Consider the following 21,217-nt stretch of genomic DNA (forward strand, 5'->3'; position numbering starts at 1 on the left):
GGACGTAGGTCGCATCGTCCATCCGAGCATCTCCAGCACCGATGCCAGCACCGATGCCGGATCAGATCACCGAAAAGCTGGACGCCGATAAACCTCCAAACAAGGCGGCCTTCGCCGGATGCGCACGATGATCCCGCATCCCGGCATGAAGCTGAGCGCATGCCCTCAACCTCGAATCTGCCTCAGGCCGCCCGCCGCTCGCTGGTCGATTCGGCGATCGATCTCATCCGCACGCAGATCGAGACCGGCCGCTGGAAGGTCGGGGCGCGCATCCCGAAGGAGGCGGAACTCGCCGCGATGCTGCAGGTCGGACGGAACACGGTGCGGGAGGCCGTGCGGGTTCTCTCTCATGCCAAGGTGCTGGAGGTGCGACAGGGGGACGGGACTTATGTCCGCCTCAACGTCGATCCGGCGGAGGTCATGCGCCGGGTCGCCCATGCGAGTCTGCGCGACCATTTCGAGTTGCGTGCGCTTCTCGAGACCGAGGCGGCCCGCCGGGCGGCGGCGCGACGGACGGACGACGATGTGACGCGGCTCGAAACCTTGCTGGAAGCACGCGGAGACCGTCCCCAGGATGGGGGCCTCGCTGCCTTCATCGAACGCGACATCGCCTTCCATGTCGCGGTTGCGCAATGCGGCGACAACGCCGCGCTCGCGGAACTCTACCGCTATTTCGCCCTGTCGTCGCACGGCAGTACCGGCACGGCGCTCGCCGACAGGGCCTTGCCCGAGCCCGACCTCGCCGCCCATCGCCGGGTGGTCGATGCGATCCGGAAACGGGACGAAGCGGGTGCGGCGGAGGCGGCCCGGGCGATCGTCGGCCCGATTCTCGATGCGCTCGGGCGTATCGAGACCGCCGGGGCCTGAGCGCGCTGCGGCTCCGATCAGCCCACCGTGTCCAGGGTCTGCCTAGCCAGTGCGACGGCTTCGCGATCGTTGGCGCATGCGGCCTGGCGCGTGCCGAACGCGCGGATCACGCTGGAAAAGGGCGTGGCGGCCCTCCGGGTCTGGCTCGACGACGATCAATGCGCGGCAGCGCCCGCCCAGGGCTTTCTTGTTCCGTTTCAGCTAGAGGCCGCGCACGACCCGGTCGTCATGCGCTTCGTCGTGCCGGCGCCCGTCATAGATCGGCACGAAGGGGTCGCCGCCTGCGAACAACGCGTCCATGTCCCGGCACCAGACGGAGGCGTAGCCGGGCGGACGGGCAGGGTCATTCCGGCTCTGCGCCATTGATCCGGGCGCGGTCGATGCGCGCGTCGGGTCGATCGGCGAACACGGCGGTTCCGCGAAGCGACACGGACACGGAGATCGCGCTGCCCGTGCTTACGGTGACGCGACGCGGGATGACGGGAACGGATCCGGTCCCTGGGATCGTGGCCCGGGTCTCGCCAGCGGGATCCGCGCCACCGGCCGGAGCGCCGGCGACCCGGCCAACAGCTTCTCGGTGCCGCCCGTGACCCTGGTGGACATCGGTGTCCGCCACGAACTCGGCGCCGCCGATCCGGAACTGCGGGCTGGCAGGTCTCGATGAACGCCGCCAACCTGTTCGACCGGACCAGTGTCGCGTCTTGCTTCGCGGCGGGGGGCTGCTTCTACGGCAACGGCCGGACCATCATCGCCAGCCTCGGTTACCGCTGGTCGGATTAGCGCGTGCCCGCCCGGCGGGTGCGGCGCTCGGCCTTGCGGGTCGCGGTCTCGCGCAGGTGCTGCTCGATGGCGTTGTTGGCGCGGCTGCGCATGTGCCGGATCGCCTCGACGTCGTCGAAGGTGTCGGGGAAGCGGCGTGACAGCCATAGATAGGCGCTGGCCAGGCGGACGCTCCGCTCCTGGTAGTCGAGTTCCCCGGTCAGGTTCGCCCGCAGGGCCGGGACCGTGGTGCTGGCCGCACGAGCCTGGCTCCAGCGTTCGAGCATGCCCATGGCGATCTCGTCGCGCCGGTTGATCGGGCAGACCGAGAAGGCGAACTTTTCCTCGATCGGCAACCGCGCCCGGTCGACCACCCGCGCGACCTCCAGGATCTCCTCCAGAGCCGAGGGCTGGAACGGCGAGCCGGCGTAGAAGGTCGCCCGGGCGAAGTGCGTCAGCACCTCGTGGAGGCTGTGGGTCTGCATCTCCGCGGCGACGGAGCGGATCGCGCCGAGATCCGGCCGGACGAAGAAGCGCGAGTCCGCTGCCGGCGCCGTGGGAGCGCCCGACAACGCGACCCGGATCGGCTCGACGGCGATCGCGTCCGTCGCCGCCACGTAGCCGACCTCCTGGTGCCCGTAGCGGCCCGCCCGCCCGGCGATCTGGCGGATCTCGGAATTGGTCAGCCCGCGCTCCTTCACGCCGTCCCACTTGCGCACGGTCGAGAACACGATCCGCCGGAGCGGCCCGAGATTGAGCCCCATGCCGATCGCGTCGGTGGTGACCAGGACGTTGGCCTCGCCGGTGCGGAAGCGGGTGGCCTCGGCCCGGCGCACCTCCGGCGACAGGGCGCCGTAGATCGTCGCCACCCGGTGCCCGCGGGCGACCAGGATCTCGCGGTTCTCGTGCACGGCTCGGCGCGAGAACGCCACGACCGCGTCCCCCGGCTCGACCTTCTCCAGGGGCACCGCCTCGTCGAGCAGCAGCAGCGGCGACTTGCGGGTGAACGGGATCACCTCCAGCGACTCGCCCGCGGCCTCGGCGGCGCGGCGGACATAGGCCAAGGCGTCGTCGGAACCGCACACGACCACGGTCCGGGCGGCCACGCCGAACAGGGCGTTGGTCCAGGCCCAGCCGCGGTCGGGATCCGACAGCATCTGGATCTCGTCGATCACCGCGACATCGATGGGGCGGGTCAGGTCGGCGGTTTCGATGGTGCGGGCGGTGTGGGTCGGCTCGGGCTCGCCTAAAACCTCCTCGCCAGTGACCATCCCGGCCCGGAGCCCGCGCTCGCGCAGGGCCTCGTAATTCTCCAGGGCGAGCAGCCGCAGCGGCGCCAGGTAGGTGCCCGTCGGCGCCGCCGTCAGCATCTGCAGGGCCGCGTAGGTCTTACCGGAATTGGTCGGGCCCATGTGGAACAGGATCCGCCGGTTCAGCCGGCGGGCGGCGGCGAAGCGCTCGATATAGGCACCGAAGCCGACCTGATCGCGCAGGCGGCGCAGGCGCGAGCCCTCGCTCGCCACCGCCTTGGCGTGGCGGCGCACGGGGGTGAGCGCGTCGACCAGGGCGCGTGCCAGCTTCGGCCCGTAGGCGAACACCCGGGACCGGAGCGACCGGTCCATGTGGGCGATGTAGGCGGCCGCATCGGCCCCGACCTCGCGCAGGTCCTGGATGATCTGCGCACGCAGGCGCTCGACCGGCTTGCTCAAGCTGCGGACGGCCTCGGCTGCCCGCTCCGCCACGGCCGCCCGCAGCGCCTCGACCCGGTGGGCGGGATCGTTCCGGGCCGCCATGCGCGACAGGATCTCGGCGGCGGCCGGGTCCGGGGCGATGTCGATCCGAAGGTCCATGCGGCCGTTGTCGAGCAGCGGGATCTCGATCCGGATAGTCCAGATCACCCGATGGTCCCGGGTGATCGCGGCCTTCAGGGTGGGGATGGCCTTCCGGACCGCCGGGACCCCTGTCTCGGCGAAGGCCCGGGCCCGCTGCCGGGCGCGCAACGCCTGGGCGACCCGCTCGTCCTCCACCTCGGCACCGAAATCAGGCAGCTCGAGATCGGCGCGCAGGGTTTCCAGATCAACGGAATCCGGGGCGAGCCCGAGCCGCGCCACGGCTTCGGACAGATACGCGATCGTGGGGCGGAGACGCTTGCGCGCCATGAACTCACCTTCGGCAGCGGCGTCCGCCGGTCGGCGCTGACGCCGTCGAACGCATTCCTAACAAGCATCTATGCCTGACAAACATCTATGCCTGACAAGCATTCTTGCGCCAGGATAGCTCCGGATGCCATCCCGCTCCCTGTCCCGTGTTCAGGCGTCGTGCGCCGCCTCGGTCAGCCAGGTGCAGAAGGCGCGCACGGTCGGGTCGTCCGCCCGGGTCTCGGGCACGTAGGTGTAGTAGCTCCGTGCCGGCAGCGACGGGCCCGCGAACGGGCGGGTCAGGCGGCCGGCGGCCACGTCGTCGGCGATCAGGCGCTCCGGGCCCATCGCGACGCCGAGGCCGTCGAGGGCGGCCTGCAGCGTCAGGTAGAAGTGCTCCAGGGTCACCGAGGCCTGCGGCGTCAGGTCCGGCACCCCGGCGGCCCGCAGCCAGTGCGGCCAGACCTCCGGGAGCGTCGCCGCGTGCAGGAGGGTATGGTAGCGCAGGTGCTCCGGTTCGTGGAGCGGCAGGCGCCGCAGCAGGGCCGGGCTGCACACCGGCAGGCGCCGCTCGGACAGGAACGGCTGCCCGATATGGCCGGGACGCGTATCCGGCCCGCCCCGGATCGCCACGTCGAACGGGTCCACCAGGTGGGCCAGGGGCACGTTGGAGGTGGTCAGCCGGACTTCCACGGCGGGGTGGGCGACCTGGAAGCCGGACAGGCGCGGGATCAGCCAGCGCAGGGTGAAGGTGGCCAGCGCGTTGACGTGCAGCAGGCGCGGCCGGCCGCGCTCGACCTGGCGGGCGGTGGCCAGGGCGACGCGGTCGAGGGCGGCGCCGATCTCGGCGGCGTAGCTCTGCCCGGCCTCGGTGAGCACCACGCGCCGGTTGTGACGCTCGAACAGCGGCACGCCGAGCCAGCCTTCGAGCATCTGCACGTGCCGGCTCACGGCTCCGTGGGTCACGCGCAGCTCCTCGGCGGCGCGGGTGAAGCTCGCGTGACGGGCCGCCGCCTCGAAGGCCTTGAGGGCGTTGAGCGGCGGCAAGCGGCGATGCATGTCTGTCAGATTTCCTCACGCGAGCGTCAGCATAAGTCGTTTGTCAGCCAGGCGCGAGACCCGCATCCTGCGGTGGAACCACCAAGGGAAGCAGATGGCCCGCGCATCGGAGCTCACCGCCTCGCTGGACGACGCCCCGGACCGGACGGCCAAGCGCATCGAGGACAAGCGCATCGAGGACAAGCGCACCCTCGTGGTCACCGGGGTCAACCACGCCCTCCACGACGGCTACACCGACCTGATCTACGTGCTGCTGCCGGTCTGGCAGGCGGAGTTCGGCCTCGACTACGTCGCGCTGGCGCTGCTGCGCTCGCTCTATAACGGCGCGCTCGCCGCCCTGCAGATGCCGGCGAGCCGGCTCGCCCAAGCGCTCGGTGCCCGCACCGTCCTGGTCCTCGGCACGCTGCTCAGCGCCGGCGGCTACGCGCTCGCCGGGGCGTCGGGGGGCCTGATCGGCCTCTGTGCCGGCCTGCTGCTCGGCGGCGCCGGCAGCAGCACCCAGCATCCGCTCGCCTCGACCGTGATCGCCCGGGCCTACGGGGCCGCCGCGCGGGGGCCGCTCGGCACCTACAACTTCGCCGGCGACCTCGGGAAGGCGGCGGTGCCGCCGCTGGTCGGCGTCCTGCTGACCCTGTCGGGCTGGCGCACGGCGCTCTGGGTGATCGCCGGATTGGGCGTCGCGGTCGCGCTCGGCGTCGGCCGCTGGCTGCCGCGTGATCCCGCCTCACGCGGCGCGCCATCCCGAACCGCCCCGGGCCCCGCGCGGGGGGGCGACGGGACGCAGGCGCGGTCCGGCTTCGGGTTGCTCGTCGCCATCGGCACCCTCGACAACGCCGCGCGCCCCGCCTTCCTGCTCTACCTGCCGTTCCTGCTGCAGGAGAAGGGCGCGGCCCTGACCACCGTGGGGCTCGCGCTCTCGCTGGTGTTCATCGGCGGCGCGCTCGGCAAGGCCGTCTGCGGCCGGCTCGGGGAGCGCTTCGGCGTGACCCGGACCGTGCTGCTGACCGAGACCGGGACCGCGGCCACGATCCTGGCGGTGATCGCCCTGCCGCTCGTGCCCGCGCTGATCCTGCTGCCGCTGCTCGGAGTGATGCTGAACGGCACCTCGTCGGTCCTGTACGGCACGGTGCCGGAACTCGCCCCGGGCGGCCGGGTCGAGCGGGCGTTCGCGGTGTTCTACACCTGCACGCTCGGGGGCAGCGCGCTGGCGGCCCCGCTGCTCTATGGCCGGCTCGGGGACGCGGCCGGCCCCCATTGGGCCGCGGTGGCGGCTGCCGTGACGGCGCTCGCCGTGGTGCCGCTCATGCTGGCCCTGTCCCGGCATCTGGCCGGGGGGAGGGCGGCCCAGCGGTGCTGATGGGGTTTCTCACCGTGCCAGATGGCACCGATCCGTGAACACCCCGGCGGCTCAGAGCACCCCGAGCGTGCTCACCCGGACCGGCTCGGAGCGGCCCTCCACCGGGATCTCCCGGATCGCCGTCGGCGTGGCCTTGGCGGCGCAGTAGACCGCCTCCGAGACCACAGCGATGCAGCCTAAAACCTTGGTCAGGCCCTGCAGGCGCGAGGCGACGTTGACGGTGTCGCCGAGCGCGGTGAAGCGGGCGTCGGTGGCGTCCCCCATCTCGCCGACGATCGCCAGGCCGGCATGCACGCCGATCCCGTACCGGAGGGTGTGCTCCAGGTCCGCGGCCAGGAGCTCGTTCAGGGTGGCGACGTGCTCGGCCACGAGCTCCACCGCCCGGAGCGCGTCGCGCGCCGCCGGCTCGGGATCGGTCTCGAGGCCGAACAGGGCCAGCAGGCCGTCGCCCAGGAACTGGTTGGTCGAGCCGCCGGCCTCCCGCACCGCGTCTCCGACCGCGCCCAGGAAGCGGTTGATGATGAACACCGTGTCGTAGGGCAGCCGCTCCTCGGCGAGCCGGGTCGAGCCGCGCAGGTCGACGAACATCGCCACGATGAAGCGCTCCTCGCCGGATTGCGCCCGGTCGAGCAGATCCGCCTGCCGCACCGGCGGCGGCAGCGGGAACAGCGGCACCACGGCGAGGTCGGCCTCGGGCCGGAACTGGCAGGCGAGGCGCACCCCCGGCCCGGCGGCGATCCGCTCCAGCACGGCGCGCTCGGCCCGGCCCGCGGGGGGCGTGCGGTCGCTGCCGTCGAGCACGCGGATCCGGCAGGTGGAGCACCGGCCCCGGCCGCCGCAGACGCTGGCATGCGGGATCCGGTTGCGCCGGCTCGCCTCCAGCACGCTGGTGCCGTGAGGTACCCGGACCACGCGGCCGCCGGGATAGCGCAGCCGGATCGTCCCGCGCTTGATCTCCGCCAGGGTCCGGACCCCGCGGGCCGCGATCACGGCGGCCACCAGGCCGGCATAGGTCAGCAGCATCCCGTTCCGGATGGCGGCGAGCCGCGCCACCTGGTCGGGCAGTCCGACATGGACCGGCTGGAGCGCCACGGCGCGCCAGGCCGGGTCCTGGGCGAGTGCGGCGATCGTCCGGCCGCCCTGCGCGAAGCCGAGCAGGGCGAGGACCGGCACCAGCACCGTCACCGCCAGCAGCCAGGGGGCGGCGCGCCCGAAGGCGGGCTTCAGACGGAGCCAGAAATACAGGCCGGAGCAGCCGTGGATCCAGGCGATGACCAGCATCGCGGCCTGCATCGCGCCCTGCTGCGGCGCGGCGACCCAGAAGGCGTAGAGTTCCTGCGCGTAGCCCTTGTCGAGGCCCTCGGTGGCGAAGGCGATCCGGGTGCCCGCGACGTGGCTGATGAGCAGCGGCGGGATCAGCAGGCCGGAGACCATCTGGACCACCTCGCCGGGCCGCCAGCGGAAGTAGCGGGCCACGTAGAGGCCCTGGAGCCCGAGTAGCAGGTGGATCAGCAGGGCGCCGTAGAGCAGCGCCAGGCCCAGCGGGTTGAGCCACAGGGCGGAGGCGATATCGAGGCCGTCCTCCATGGCGTCGAGGGAGACGTTGCCGAGGGCATGGTTGGTCAGGTGGGTCAGGATGTAGGCGAACAGCACCAGCCCGCTGTATAGGCGCAGGCGGCGGACGCCGAGGACGGGCCGGACCCGGGCGCGCAGCGGGATCGGGGCGGCCGGCAAACCCCCGGCGGGGGTTCGGAGCGTCGCGATCGACGAGGTGCGCGTCATGCTGGGAGGTCCGACGAGATCGGCAGCGGGCCCGGTCTGGCCGGCCTGTCGTACCAGCAAACCGCGTCCGCGGCCTCCGCTGTCTTTCTACGTGCGGGCGAATTTCGGGTCGGGACCGGAGCGGAGGCCGCCCGACAGACTTCGCGGTCCCTTCGAAGCGAACGAAAAAGGCATTGCCGTCGGCCGGGGATCGACGAAGAAACGCGCGGCCCATCCGCCACGTCCACGAAGTCTGCGGGGCCGGACCCGGATGCCGGCCGAACGTCAACCCAACGGACCGCCCGGCCTTGCCCGGCTGGCTGACACTATCCAGATGACACTTCCGGCATGACACGCCCAGCATGACCCCCGTCGATCCGAAGCCCGCCTTGTTCTTCGCCCGGAACGCCGCCGCGGTGGCGGCGGAGCTGATCGGCGCGCGGCTCTGGGTCGGCGCGGCGGGCGGGCTCATCGTCGAGACGGAAGCCTACGACCGGACCGACCCGGCCTCCCACAGCTTCGCGGGCCCGACCCGCCGCAACGCCAGCATGTTCGGGCCGCCCGGGCACGTCTACGTCTACCGGTCCTACGGGCTGCACTGGTGCCTGAACCTGGTCTGCGAGCCGGGCAGCGCGGTGCTGCTGCGGGCGATCGAGCCGACCGAGGGCCAGGACGCCATGGCGGCCCGGCGCGGCACGGACGATCCGCGGCTGCTCTGCGCCGGACCCGGCCGGCTGTGCCAGGCCCTCGGGGTCACCGGCGCGCTGGATGGCCTGCCGGTGGCGGAGGCGCCGTTCCGGTTCGAGCCCCGGGCGCAGGCCGTCGCGGTCGCGGCGGACCGCCGCATCGGGATCACCCGCGGCGCCGAGACGCCCTGGCGCTTTTTGCTCGCCGGATCCCGGTTCGTCAGCCGGCCGGCGCGGCGGACCGCGGGGAGCGCGCCGCCGGCCTGAGACCCGGCGGCCCCGGTGGAACCGCACGGACCGTCGCGGCCGCCCCCGTACGCTTGGCCGGTAGCGCAACCTCATGTATAGGTTTCTTCGCGGGAGACTGACATTGCTACAACTACAGGTCGGATAAATTTTACTCCGCAAGCATTCGGACGTTCCGTGAGCCAGGATAGCCACAAGGCCTTCGAGATCGTCGGCCGTCTCAAGCAGGCCGCGCGGATCCCGGACATCCTGCGCGAGATGCGGTCGGCCGGCGCGTATTTCGGCTACGACGCCTTCATCATCACCAACCTGCCGGCGGAGCACGCGATCTCCACGCAGGGCTGCGCCCTGGTGCCGGCCTGGCCGGAGGGCTGGCGGAAGCGCTATTTCGACCGGGACTACCTGCGGATCGACCCGGTCGCGAACCATGTCCGGCGCACCACCGAGCCGTTCCTGTGGCGGGAGGCGCCCTACCGGGCCGACGAGGCCGGGGCCGCCCGGGTGATGGGCGAGGCGACCGAGTTCGGGCTGACACAGGGGTTCTGCGTCCCGATCCATCACCTGTCCGGCCCAGGGGGCGGCGTCAGCTTCGGGGCGGACCGGCTCGACCTGTCGGACGACGCCAAGGCGGCGCTGCACCTCGTGTCGATCTACGCCTACCAGCGGGCCGAGACCCTGATCCGCGAGGGCGGCCGCAGCCCGGCGCGCAAGGCGCCCCGGCTCACCGCGCGGGAGGTCGAGTGCCTGCGCTGGACCGCGGCCGGCAAGACCAGCTGGGAGGCCTCCGAGATCCTGAGCACGTCGCAGCGGACCGTGGAGTTCCACCTCAAGAACGCCGCCCGCAAGCTCGACGCGGTCAACCGCGTCCAATGCGTCGCCGAGGCCATGCGGCAGGGCATCATAGCCTGACCCCGGGGCGGCCGCCGACCTCGTAAATTTACGAGGCTCTTTCGGACCCGCCACCCGGCATCACGCCCCCAAAGGGGGAAGTGATCCATGGTTGTTGTGATCGACGACGACAATATTTCCCGGCACGGCGATCTGATGGACAAGATCTACCGGTTCCGGCACGCCCTGTTCGTGGAGCGGCTGAACTGGGAGGCCTGCCGCCGGCCCGACGGCCGCGAGATCGACCAGTTCGACGGCCCCGGCTGCATCCACCTGGCCTACCTGGAGGGCGCGGCCGTGACCGCCTACACGCGGCTGCTGCCGACGACCCGGCCGCATCTGCTCACGGAGGTCTACCCGCACCTCGCCGAGCGCGGCCCGGCGCCCCGGGGCGCGGCGGTGTACGAGTGGACCCGGTGCGGGACGCTGCCGTCCCGGCGCGAGGGCCGCACCAGCCGCATCGACCCGGCCACCGCCGGGATCTTCATCGCGGCGGCCGAGGTGGCGCGGGCGCGCGGCCTCGACGGCTTGCTGGCGCAGACGCACCCGATCCTGGTCAATCGGCTGATGTCCTGCGGCTGGGACGTGGAGCCCCTCGGGCTGCCGACGACCTATCAGGGCCATTCCATCCTGGCGGTCTACGCCCGGCTGACGCCCGACACGGTCGCGGAGTCGCACCGGTTCTTCAACCTCGACGCCGCGCCCCCGCACGCCCCCCGCACGCAGGCGATCCGCCCGTCCGTGCCCGCCGAGCGGAGGCTGCACGCATGAGCATTTCGGACATCCTGGACGAGGCCTGCGGGCGCGAGGGCGAGGACCCGGCGATCGTGCGCCTGGGCCACCACGCGATCGAGATGTGGCGGGCCGCCGAGGAGATCGGCGACCCGGGTCTCCTGGCCGCCCTGCGCCCGCTGGTGGAGCATGTCGGCCGGGCGCTGGCCCGCGACGTCGGGGGCGAAACCTGCCTGGACGACACGCTGCATTGAGGGCGCGGGGGCGGGGGTTTTAAGCGGCCGACGGTCCCGCCCCCGTCGTTGCCCGCGCGGCGCCGCAGCCGTGTGGTCGAAGTCGGAGGCTCGGTTCCCACCGCGATCTCGGCCAGGGGTGGCAAGTGGCCCCCGGCTTTTCGCCCCGGAGCAGACGTTCCGCGACCGACCCCCGCACGCCCGCGCCGCGACACCGTGGTCCACACGACGAACGCACGCCGATGCGCCCTCACCAGGGACTAGAATTTGGAATTATTCGCACTCCAGTGCATCCTGCCTCTGCGCTGAGCCGGCTCGCTAGAACAATAAAGCGAAACGCTCGGCCGTGGAGGAACCATGAACGAGATCGTCAAGCCCGACTCCCTGCTCGTCGCCAAGGCGGAGAGCCTGACCCAGACCTTCTTCGGCGGCTGCCCCCACGATTGCCCGGACACCTGCTCGATGATCTTCGAGGTTAAGGACGGGGAACTGCTCGGCGTGCGCGGCAACCCGGACCATCCGATGACCCGCGGCGGTCTCTGCGTGAAGCTGAAGGACTACGAGAAGCGCCACTACCATCCGGACCGGCTGCTCTACCCGATGAAGCGGGTCGGCCCGAAGGGCTCGAAGCAGTTCGCGCGCATCACCTGGGACGAGGCCCTCGACACCATCGTCACCCGCTGGAAGGCGATCATCGACCAGTACGGGCCGGAGGCCATCGCGCCCTACAGCTACCTCGGCAACCAGGGCCTCGTGCATGGCTTGAATGGCGGCGACGCGTTCTTCAACCGCATGGGCGCCACCGTGACCGAGCGCACCTTCTGCGGCGAGGGCTCGTGTACCGCGTGGCTGCTCACGGTCGGGCCGACCGCTGGCCTCGACCCGGACAGCTACATCCACTCCAAGTACATCGTGATCTGGGCCTGCAACTCGGTCTCGACGAACCTGCACCACTGGGCCATCGTCAAGGACGCGCAGAAGAAGGGCGCCAAGGTCGTCGTGATCGACACCTACGCGTCGCGCACCGCCAAGGCGGCCGACTGGCATATCGCGCCCAAGCCCGGCACCGACGGGGCGCTGGCCATGGCGCTGATCAATGCGATCATCGCGCAGGGCCTCGTCGATCAGGATTACGTCGACAATTACACGGTCGGCTTCGAGGAGCTGAAGGAGCGGGCCAGCACCCGCACGCCGGAATGGGCTGCCGAGATCACCGGCGTCCCGGCCGAGGACATCCGCAAGCTCGCCTACGAGATGGCCACCGAGCAGCCCGTCGGCATCCGCATGGGCGTGGCGCTGGAGCGGCATTACGGCGGCGGCCAGACCATCCGGGCGGTGACCTGCATCCCGGCGCTCACCGGCGCGTGGCGCCACGTTGGCGGCGGCGTCACCCAGTTCGGCGTCTGGGAGCATCCCTACAAGTTCGACGTGATGTGCCGGCCCGACCTGATCCCGGAGGGCACCCGCGTGGTCTCGAACCTGCAGATCGGGCGCGCGCTCACCGGCGAGATGCAGCTCGACCCGCCGATCATGTCAATGATGTGCTGGAACTCGAACCCGGTCACGCAGGCGCCCGAGACCGACAAGATCGTCGAGGGGCTGATGCGCGAGGACCTGTTCATGGTCTCGGCCGAGCACTTCATCTCGGACACCGCCTCCTACGCCGACATCGTTCTCCCGGCGACGATGGGCGCCGAGATGGAGGACATGATCCTCTCCTGGGGTCACCTTTATCTCACCTACAACACCAAGTGCGCGGACGCGCCCGGCGAGGCGATCCCGAACAACGAGATCTTCCGCCAGCTCGCCGCCCGCCTCGGCTACGAGGACGAGAACTTCAAGTGGTCGGACAGCGAGTGCCTGGAGCACTACGTCGACTGGTCGTCGCCGGCCTGCGAGGGCATCGACCTCGCCTACATGCGCGAGCACGGCTTCGCCCGCCTCAAGGTCGGGACGCCGGACGACCGGGCGCCCCACCGGGAGGGCAACTTCCCGACGCCGACCGGCAAGTGCATGCTCAAGGTCGAGGGCGCCACGAACTTCGTCGCGCCGCCGTTCCGGCAGATGTACGAGGGCTTCCAGCCCGGCGAGGCGCTCGACCCGCTGCCCGACTACCTCGGCCCGCGCGAGTCCCACACCAACGACCCGGAGCTGGCCAAGCGCTTCCCGCTGAACATCGTCTCGCCCAAGAGCCACTACTTCCTGAACTCCTGCTACGCCAACATGGAGGACAAGCAGAAGGGCCAGGGCGAGCAGTTCGTGATGATCAGCCAGCACGATGCCGACGCGCGTGGCATCCGGGACGGCGACCGCGTGCAGGTCGGCAACGACCGCGGCGCCTTCAAGGGCGTGGCGCGCATCACCGACGACGTGAGGGCCGGCATCGTGGTCGCGACGCTGGGCTACTGGCGCCAGCTCAACGAGGGCACGGTCAACAGCATCGCGTCGGGGGCCTTCACCGACATGGGCCACGCCCCGTCGTTCTCGGACAACCTCGTCGAGGTCGCGCGCGCGAACTGAGAGCCCCGCGCAAAACGCTCTCTGCGCTGTCTCGTGCAGAGGGGGGCGCCCGGTGATCGGGCGTTTTGTAAGGTGCGCTCGGCGCGCCGCCCGGGCTCAGGCCACGCGCTCGGGCGCCGTGCGTCGGTCCGAGGACGGGCTGCACCCGAACTGGGCCCGGTAGCTGCGGGAAAAGTGGGCGGCGCTCGAGAAGCCGCAGGCGGTCGCGATCTCCCCGATCGCAAGCGGGCTCTGCCGCAGCAGCCGCCGGCCGTGGGCGAGGCGGATGGCGCGGTACTGGGCCGAGAAGCTCAGGCCGCACTTCTCGCGGAAGAGGCGGTCGAGGTGGCGCGCGCTGACCGCGGCGAGGCGGGCCATGGCCCGGCGGGTGAGCGGCGCCTCGACCGTCTTCTCCATCGTTTCGAGGACGGCGAGCAGGGCCGGGTGGTGGAGTCCGTACCGCTCCGCCGCGGAGGCGCGCTGCGGGTCGTCGGCGGCGCCCACCGCGATGTGCAGGAACCAGTCCGAGATGCGGCGCGCGAAGGCCGCCCCCAGGCGCTCGGCGATCAGCGCGTGCGCCATGTCGAGGGGGGCGACCCCGCCGCCGCAGGTCAGCCGGTCGGCATCGGCGACGAAGCGCGCCCGCGTCAGGCGCGCGTCCGGAAACGCCTCGACCGTGGCGCCGGCGTATTCCCAGTGAATCGTGAAGGCGCGCTCCGCCAGCAGCCCCGCCGCGGCCATCAAGTAGGGGCCGCCCGATATGCCGCCGACGCGGACGCCGAACCGGGCCATGCGCCGCAACCCGGCATGGATCGCCGGCCTGTCCCACTCGGTCGGGTCGCCGCCCGCGCAGACGAAGACCGTGTCCAGGCGCCCGCGCTCGCGCGGCAGCTCCTCGGTCGGGACCTCCGCCCCCGAGGACGAGGCGACCCGGCCTCCGGCCTCGCCGAAGTAGCGCAGCCGGTAGAGGATCCGGCCGGCGAGATCGTTGGCCGCCCGGAAGGGCTCGCAGGCCGAGGCGAACGACAGCAATCCGAAGCCCGGGACCAGCAGGAAGCCGATCTCCTGCGGCCGATCCCCCGGGGCCGGGCCGCCCGGATCCGGCATCGCGTCGCTGGTTTGGCTCATCCGTGCAAGAAAGCGTCTCTCCCGGTCATGCGCAACCGCCCGAGCGCGTCATGCTCACGGTCGACTTCCCGTTCGACCGAGATCCCGATCGCATGCCCGGCCTCGCAGCTCCGCGCCCGTGTCGTCACGGACATACCCGTTGCGGCCACACCCCCACGCAGGGGCAGGCCCGATGACGCGCCGGTTCGACGTCGCGGTCCTGGGGCTCGGCGCGATGGGGAGCGCGATCCTCTACCAGCTGGCCAAGCGCGGGGCCGCGGTGGTGGGGCTCGACCGCTACGCGCCGCCGCACGCCCTCGGGTCGAGCCACGGCGAGACGCGGATCACCCGCCAGGCCGTCGGGGAAGGGCGCGACTACGTGCCCTTCGTCGTCGCCTCGCATCGCATCTGGCGGGAGCTGGAGGCGGCCACCGGCGAGACGCTGCTGAACGCCTGCGGCGCCCTCGTCATGGCGCCCGGCCGCGGGGTCTCGTCCCATCACGGCAAGCCGGACTTCGTCGGCCGCTCGATCAGCGCCGCGCAGGGGGCCGGGATCCCGCACGAGGTGCTCGACGGGGCCGCGGTCGCCCGCCGCTTCCCGCAATTCCTGAACCTCGCGGGCGACGAGAAGGCCTATTACGAGCCCGGCGGCGGCTACGTCTTCCCGGAGCGCTGCATCGCGGCGCAGCTCGCCCGCGCGACCGCCCTGGGGGCCGAGATCCGGACCGGCTGCGAAGTCCTGGCGCTGGATCAGGACGTGGCCGGCATCCGGATCGAGACCGCCGACGGCGTGATCCTGGCCGATCGCGCCGTGATTGCGGCCGGCGCCTGGACCGCCCCGCTGCTCGGCGCCCCGTTCGACGGGCTGCTGACGGTCCGGCGCCAGCTCCTGCACTGGTACGCCCTGGCGAACGAATCCGCGTACGGGCCGCGCGCGCCCGTGTTCATCTGGATGTACGGGACCACCGACACGGATTACCTCTACGGCTTCCCGCCCCTGGCGGGGGAGCGCGCCATCAAGGTCGCGACCGAGCAGTACAGCACCGCCACCACGGCCGACGCCGTCGCGCGGCGCGTCGACCCCGCGGAATCCGACGCGATGTACCGCTTGCGCGTCGCGGGCCGGCTGGCCGGCGCCACCCCGGAGGTCGTCCGGGCCGCGGCCTGCGTCTACACGGTGACCCCCGACCGCGGCTTCATCATCGACCGGCATCCCGGGATGGACCGGGTGCACGTCGTCTCGGCCTGCTCGGGGCACGGCTTCAAGCATTCTGCGGGCATCGGCGAGGCGGTCGCCGCCGACCTGGCCGGAGGCGCCGGGCGACCCGACCTCACGCCGTTCGCCCTCGCACGCTTCGGTTGATCCGAAGGCCGATGGCTCGTGGATTGCTAGAAACCGTGCCAAGATCCGTTCGCCCGAGCAGGACCGACCCGATGCGCCCCATGTCCCGACGCCTCCTGACGAATGCCGCGCTGGCCGCCCTCGCGGCGATCCCGGCGCTGGCATGGCCCGGCCGGGCCTCGGCCGCGGACGGCGTCGACGCGATCAAGGCGCGCGGGACGCTGATCGTCGGCGTGAAGGCGGATTACAAACCCTTCGGCTTCCGCGATCCGAGCGGCGCGATCATCGGGCTGGAGCCCGACCTCGCCGCCGACCTCGCCAAGCGGCTCGGGGTGAAGCTGGAGCTGGTGCCGGTGGTCTCGGCCAACCGGATCGAGTTCCTCCAGCAGGGCAAGGTCGATCTCCTGATCGCCACGCTGTCGGACAAGCCGGAGCGCCGCCGCGTCGTGCAGGCGATCGACCCGCAATACTATTCCGACTTCGTCAACGTGCTGCTGCCCAAGACCGCCGGCATCACCGACTGGGCGCAGCTAAAGGGCAAGCCGCTCTGCGCGACCTCGGGGGCCTGGTACAACAAGGACGTCGCCCGCACCTACGGGGCGGAGATCGTCGCCTTCGACGGCTCCGAGAAGCCGCTCTTCGCGCTCAAGCAGGGCAACTGCCTGGGCTACGTCTACGACCAGAGCATGCTGCAGGGTAAGCTGCTCGACGACGACTGGAAGGCCGGCTACGCCCTCCCGCTCAAGGGCATCCTCGACGCGCCGTGGATGATGGCGGTGGCCCTGGGCAACACCACGCTCCAGACGATGGTCGAGGACGCGACCAAGGACTGGATGAAGACCGGCTTCGTCGTCGCCGGCGAGCGGAAATGGGGCATCGAGCCCACCGCCTACTCGAAGGCGATGCACGAGAAGTACAAGAACGCGACCAACTGATGCGCGCCCGTGCAGCGAGCCCAGGTGATCGGCCGCGATGATCGAGGCGATCCAGGCCTGGTTCCAGGGTCTCTACGAGACCACGGGCTTCAATTTTACGGTCTTCTACGACCCGTATGACTGGAACCGCTACGTCGCCGGGCTGCGGATGACGCTGCTGCTCGGGATCAGCACGATCCTGGCCAGCCTGGTGATCGGCGCGGTCGGGGCGCTGCTGCAGAGCGGGCCCTCGCGCCTGCTGCGGGGGCTGGTCAACGGCTTCGTCGTGGTGTTCCGCAACACGCCGCCGCTGGTGCAGATCTTCTTCTTCTACTTCGGCCTCGGCACGCTCCTGCCGGCCGTGCGCTCGGCGGACGGCCTGCGCGTTCCCATCCTCGACAACGTGCAATGGGCGATCGTCTCGCTCTCGCTGTTTGCCGGCGCGTTCAACGTCGAGATCTTCCGCTCCGGCATCGAGGCGGTGCCCAAGACCACCGTCGAGGCCGCCGAGGCGCTGGGCTACACCCGGTTGAAGGCCTATCGCCACGTCGTCCTGCCGCTCGCGCTCCGGGTCTGCCTGCCGGCGCTCAACAACAACCTGATCAACCTGCTCAAGACCACGACGCTCGCCTACGCCATCGCGGTCCCCGAGACGCTCTACGCGGTCAAGCAGATCTGGTCCGAGTCGCAGAACGTCCTGGAGATGATGCTGGTGCTGCTCGCGACCTACGCGGTCCTCGTCGGATTGCTCGTGTGGATCATGCACCGCTGGGAGCGCGCCCTGCGCATCCCCGGATACGGCCGATGAGCGCTCCGGACCGGACCGGCCGGCGCGACGACGGCCGCCCGGCGGGTCGTCCGACGGACCTGCCGGTCCTGCTGCCGTTCGCGCCCGCCTGGGGCCGCCCGGCGGCGCGCCTGCGCCCCATCCACGGCTGGCTGCTGTGCGGCCTCGCCATCGTCGCCCTCCCGGCCTGGGCGCAGGGCGGGGCCGCCGCCCTGTCCCCGCTGGAGGTGGTGATCAAGTGGGCGCCGCTCCTGCTCACGGGCTTCGCCTTCAACGTCGCGATCTCGCTGATGGCGATGGCGATCGGCACGGCGGCGGGCCTCGGGCTCGGCCTGGCCATGCTGGGCGAGGGCCGGGTGCTGCCGCGCATCGCGTGGTCGGCCACGCAGGTGTTCCGCAACGTGCCCTGGCTGGTGCTGCTGTTCTTCGTGATGTTCCTGGTCCCGTTCCAGGTCACGGTGTTCGGGATCCGGGTGCCGCTGCCCGACTGGGTGAAGGCGACCTTCGGCTTCAGCCTGCCCGTGATGGCCAACGTCGCCGAGATCGTCCGCGGCGCGGTGCGCTCGGTGCCGAACACGCAGTGGGAGGCCGCCGAATCCCTGGCCTTCACCCGGCGGCAGACCCTGTGGCGGATCATCCTGCCGCAATGCGCGAAGCGCATGCTGCCGCCCTGGATGAACGTCTACGCGCTGATCGCGATGGCCACCGTGCAGGCGTCGATCGTCGGGGTCACCGAGATGCTGACGCTGACCGCGCAGGTGCACGCCGCCGAGGGCGGACGGCCCGAGCTGTTCGCCCCGCTCTACGGCTTCGCCCTGCTCTGCTTCTTCCTCTACTGCTACCCGATCGACCGGTTGACCGCCCACCTGGAACGCCGCTTCGAGACCCGTTGAGCATGATGCAAGCGACCGTCGCCAGCAGCCCGTCCCCGGCCTGGACACCCGACCAGCCGATCGTCCGCGTCGTCGACGTGCACAAGTCCTTCGGGACTTTCGAGGTCCTGAAGGGGATCAGCTTCGACGTGCGCAAGGGCGAGGTGGTCTGCATCATCGGGCCCTCGGGCTCGGGCAAGTCGACGCTGATCCGCTGCATCAACGCGCTGGTGCCGGTCACCGCGGGCTCGATCCGGGTCGAGGGGATCGAGGTCACCGATCCGCGGCTCGACAAGCTGGCCTTGCGCCGCAAGGTCGGGATGGTGTTCCAGCAGTACAACCTGTTCCCGCACAAGACCGCGCTGCAGAACGTGATGATGGCGCCGATCCACGTCCTCGGGCAGGAAAGGCGCGAGGTCGAGGCCCGGGCCCGCGCCCTGCTCGCCAAGGTCCGGCTGGCCGGCAAGGAGGCGGCGTATCCGGGCGAGCTCTCCGGCGGTCAGCAGCAGCGCGTGGCCATCGCCCGCTCGCTGGCGATGCGGCCCGACGTGATGCTGTTCGACGAGGTCACGGCCGCCCTGGACCCCGAGACGGTCAAGGAGGTGCTGGTCACGATCCGCGAGCTGGCCGAGGAGGGCATGACCTGCATGCTGGTCACCCACGAGATGAACTTCGCCCGGGACGTCGCCGACCACATCTACTTCACCGACCGCGGCGTCATCGTCGAGCACGGGCCGCCGGCGACCTTCTTCGCGTCCGCGCAGGACGCGCGCACCCGCCGGTTCCTCTCGCAGGTGCTCTGACGGCCCTGGGGCGGGCAGCCCGGGCGCGCTGGCGGATGCAAGGCCGGCCTGCCGCCATTCGGTCGCGCAGGACGGGCGAGACGGTGGGGCCGCGTCGGCCGCCTGGCGCGCTCAGCTCAGGGCAACCGCGAAGCCGCGCCGCACCGCCGGCCGGGCCATCATCGTATCGTACCAGCGCTTCACCTGCGGGTAGTCGGAGAGGTCGACCTGATGGCGCTCGTGCCGCCACGCCCAGCCCAGAATGGCGAAATCCGCGATCGACAGCGCGCCGGCGACGAACTCCGCCGCCGCGAGGCGCCGGTCCAGCACCCCGTAGAGCCGGTGAGTCTCCTTCAGGTAGCGCTCCAACCCGTAGGCCCGGTCCTTTTCCGCGACGCCGAGGAAATGGTGGACCTGCCCCGGCATCGGTCCGAACCCGCCCATCTGCCACATCAGCCATTCCAGCACGGCCATGCGCCGGCGCGGATCGGCCGGCAGGAACCGGCCCGACTTCTCGGCGAGGTAGAGCAGGATCGCGCCCGATTCGAACACCGAGATCGAACCGCCGGGCCCGTCCGGATCGACGATCGCGGGGATCCGGTTGTTCGGGCTGATCGCCAGGAAGGCCGGATCGAACTGCTCGCCCTGCGTGATGTCGACGGTCCGGACCCGATAGGGCGGGCTCATCTCCTCCAGGGCGACGCTGATCTTGCGTCCGTTGGGCGTGTTCCAGGCATACAGCTCGATCATCGTGGGGCCTCGCTATGCGGGCGGTCGTGAACGGTGTGCGGTTGCCCGTGCGCGACCGGACCGGACCGCAGCATCGTGCGGACTGGAAGCGCCGCGATCAAGCCGCCGCGCGAGGGCATCGGGACATCCGCGACCAAGCCGGCGCCGCGGCGCCGGGCACGGACACGACGGCGGGGCCGTCGGCGAAGGCCGTCGATCGAGGACGCGCTGGCTGCCGCCGTCCGCCGATCCGCATCACGCGCGGCGTGAAACCGCGACGGGACGCGATTTCACGCCGCGCGTCTCGGACGGGACAGGAACCGGGCACGGAGGATGCGGCAGCCGGGCAGGGGAGGAAACGTCGGCGCAACGCCCGCAGCGAGGGCGTGTTCGCGCCCGAAGCGTGCCGGCAGACCGATCAGGATGGTGGCGGGTGGCCCTGCGGGCCTCCGCTAAGTCCCTGGCTCGGCAGCGTTATCGCCGCAGCCAGCAGGACACTCGATAACCACCAGGAAGGCCTGGTGGTGCACGCAGTCAGGTGCGAACCGGTCTCCAAATCGACTGGCTTTGCCGCCGCCGGAAATGGCTTCGAGAAGGCCCATCCTGCGGCACGAAACGACCCATGCCGCACCGCGAAATGGGCCGCCCGGACCAGACGCCCTCGGTTAACTGGGATGGCAAACCGACGATGGCGCCGAGCCGACGAGCACGCACCGGGTGACGCTTGACATCCGCGTGGCGAGGGTGTGGCTTCTACACTCAAAGGAGGTCGCAGCGATGACCCGACGTCCGACCATCCCCGGCCGCAGCTATCTCGGCCATACGGTGACGCGCCGACCTCTACCAGATGTCACCTCAGCCCTGTCTGGTGACGGAGACACCGCTGCGCCGGTTATCGCCCGCCGGATCACCGAGCTGGCGCAACGGGAGGGGAGGCCGCGGCCCAGCAGGGAACCCGGTCACTGGACCGGGTTTCGGATCGCCGACGTTGACGTCGAGATGGGTGGACGGTCGAACAATCGACCTCGGATCGAGGTCCAGGCTAGTGGCCGACTCGTCCTGCGCGGACAGGCTCGGGTCGGCGGCGACGGGGTTCGACGCGTCGATGTTCGGTATTGGAATCGTGGGCGCTGGCAGAGCAAGCTCTTCCGGAGGCGTGTGCTCCTGTCAACGGACGAGGCAAGATTCCGTCTGCCATCGTCGGTTCACAACTGATCCGCCACGCAACCACGTCGAGTTCCGATACTATTGACCTTGAGACTGACGATATATAAACGTGGATGTGCTTCCGGGCTTGCGCGATGCGGCTACCGGATGGCCCGAGCTTCCTGAGCCGCGGCGCGAGCCGCCAGGTGCAAACGGCCTACGCGTGATCGCTGCGGTCACCGTGCGCGAACAAGCCCCGCTAGGAGCTTGGATATGAACGTCGCCTGCTCGGCGCGTGTGCCGAGTTCCACCG

Annotated in this window: 17 protein-coding genes; 12 read left to right on the top strand and 5 right to left on the bottom strand. The window is 71.0% G+C overall.

What is annotated here, in order from left to right; all coding sequences use genetic code 11:
* The first annotated feature begins 159 nt into the window (after positions 1-159).
* The gene (locus FV242_RS16935; protein WP_147939732.1) at positions 160-867 is read left to right on the top strand and encodes a FadR/GntR family transcriptional regulator; all 708 of its coding nucleotides are present in this window, start codon (positions 160-162) and stop codon (positions 865-867) included.
* Between the two features lie 776 nt (positions 868-1,643).
* Here FV242_RS16935 and FV242_RS16945 read toward each other — a convergent pair.
* Both FV242_RS16945 and gcvA read right to left on the bottom strand, forming a co-directional pair.
* Positions 1,644-3,785, bottom strand: a complete 2,142-nt coding sequence (locus FV242_RS16945) for a helicase-related protein (protein WP_147939734.1) — start codon at positions 3,783-3,785, stop codon at positions 1,644-1,646.
* 150 nt (positions 3,786-3,935) lie between these two features.
* Complete coding sequence (gene gcvA / locus FV242_RS16950) at positions 3,936-4,823, bottom strand: transcriptional regulator GcvA (protein WP_147939735.1); 888 nt, start codon at positions 4,821-4,823, stop codon at positions 3,936-3,938.
* A 94-nt stretch (positions 4,824-4,917) separates the two neighbouring features.
* Between gcvA and FV242_RS16955 the strand changes: the two genes are divergently transcribed.
* Complete coding sequence (locus tag FV242_RS16955; protein ID WP_147939736.1) at positions 4,918-6,180, top strand: MFS transporter; 1,263 nt, start codon at positions 4,918-4,920, stop codon at positions 6,178-6,180.
* A 51-nt stretch (positions 6,181-6,231) separates the two neighbouring features.
* Here FV242_RS16955 and FV242_RS16960 read toward each other — a convergent pair whose 3' ends face one another.
* Positions 6,232-7,962 (bottom strand): adenylate/guanylate cyclase domain-containing protein, encoded by a 1,731-nt coding sequence (locus FV242_RS16960; RefSeq protein WP_187278454.1) that lies wholly within the window; start codon positions 7,960-7,962, stop codon positions 6,232-6,234.
* A gap of 341 nt (positions 7,963-8,303) precedes the next feature.
* Between FV242_RS16960 and FV242_RS16965 the strand changes: the two genes are divergently transcribed.
* From FV242_RS16965 to FV242_RS16985, 5 genes are all read left to right on the top strand, one after another.
* Positions 8,304-8,894, top strand: coding sequence for a DNA-3-methyladenine glycosylase (locus tag FV242_RS16965; protein WP_147939737.1), 591 nt, complete (start codon positions 8,304-8,306; stop codon positions 8,892-8,894).
* 156 nt (positions 8,895-9,050) lie between these two features.
* Entirely contained in the window at positions 9,051-9,782 is a 732-nt protein-coding gene (locus FV242_RS16970) for a LuxR family transcriptional regulator (RefSeq protein WP_147939738.1), read from the top strand.
* Positions 9,783-9,869: 87 nt separating this feature from the next.
* Complete coding sequence (locus FV242_RS16975; protein WP_147939739.1) at positions 9,870-10,532, top strand: acyl-homoserine-lactone synthase; 663 nt, start codon at positions 9,870-9,872, stop codon at positions 10,530-10,532.
* Positions 10,529-10,747, top strand: a complete 219-nt coding sequence (locus tag FV242_RS16980) for a hypothetical protein (protein ID WP_147907414.1) — start codon at positions 10,529-10,531, stop codon at positions 10,745-10,747. Before FV242_RS16975 ends, FV242_RS16980 begins: the two co-directional genes overlap by 4 nt.
* Before the next feature lie 336 nt (positions 10,748-11,083).
* Positions 11,084-13,246: a molybdopterin-dependent oxidoreductase gene (locus FV242_RS16985; RefSeq protein WP_147939740.1), complete on the top strand. Its 2,163-nt coding sequence runs from the start codon at positions 11,084-11,086 to the stop codon at positions 13,244-13,246.
* A 96-nt stretch (positions 13,247-13,342) separates the two neighbouring features.
* Here the strand turns inward: FV242_RS16985 and FV242_RS16990 are convergent, their stop codons facing one another.
* The gene (locus FV242_RS16990) at positions 13,343-14,353 is read right to left on the bottom strand and encodes a GlxA family transcriptional regulator (RefSeq protein WP_246692743.1); all 1,011 of its coding nucleotides are present in this window, start codon (positions 14,351-14,353) and stop codon (positions 13,343-13,345) included.
* 172 nt (positions 14,354-14,525) lie between these two features.
* On the opposite strand from FV242_RS16990, the gene solA reads away from it, so the two are divergent.
* The 5 genes from solA to FV242_RS17015 all read left to right on the top strand — a co-directional run bounded on the left by solA (position 14,526) and on the right by FV242_RS17015 (position 19,050).
* On the top strand, positions 14,526-15,695 hold the full coding sequence (gene solA / locus FV242_RS16995) for an N-methyl-L-tryptophan oxidase (RefSeq protein WP_147939741.1): 1,170 nt from the start codon (positions 14,526-14,528) through the stop codon (positions 15,693-15,695).
* Positions 15,696-15,766: 71 nt separating this feature from the next.
* Positions 15,767-16,609, top strand: coding sequence for a transporter substrate-binding domain-containing protein (locus tag FV242_RS17000; protein ID WP_147939742.1), 843 nt, complete (start codon positions 15,767-15,769; stop codon positions 16,607-16,609).
* 37 nt (positions 16,610-16,646) lie between these two features.
* Positions 16,647-17,396, top strand: coding sequence for an amino acid ABC transporter permease (locus FV242_RS17005; protein ID WP_147907410.1), 750 nt, complete (start codon positions 16,647-16,649; stop codon positions 17,394-17,396).
* Positions 17,393-18,268, top strand: coding sequence for an amino acid ABC transporter permease (locus FV242_RS17010; protein ID WP_147939743.1), 876 nt, complete (start codon positions 17,393-17,395; stop codon positions 18,266-18,268). The genes FV242_RS17005 and FV242_RS17010 overlap by 4 nt, the downstream gene beginning before the upstream one ends.
* A gap of 2 nt (positions 18,269-18,270) precedes the next feature.
* Positions 18,271-19,050 carry an amino acid ABC transporter ATP-binding protein gene (locus FV242_RS17015; RefSeq protein ID WP_147939744.1) on the top strand — a complete coding sequence of 260 codons (780 nt, stop codon included), beginning with the start codon at positions 18,271-18,273 and terminating at the stop codon, positions 19,048-19,050.
* Positions 19,051-19,161: 111 nt separating this feature from the next.
* On the opposite strand, the gene FV242_RS17020 is transcribed toward FV242_RS17015, so the two are convergent.
* Positions 19,162-19,779: a glutathione S-transferase family protein gene (locus FV242_RS17020; RefSeq protein WP_147939745.1), complete on the bottom strand. Its 618-nt coding sequence runs from the start codon at positions 19,777-19,779 to the stop codon at positions 19,162-19,164.
* Positions 19,780-21,217: the final 1,438 nt, after the last annotated feature.

The sequence above is a fragment of the Methylobacterium sp. WL64 genome (assembly GCF_008039945.1).
In the GTDB taxonomy this organism is placed as follows: Bacteria; Pseudomonadota; Alphaproteobacteria; order Rhizobiales; family Beijerinckiaceae; genus Methylobacterium.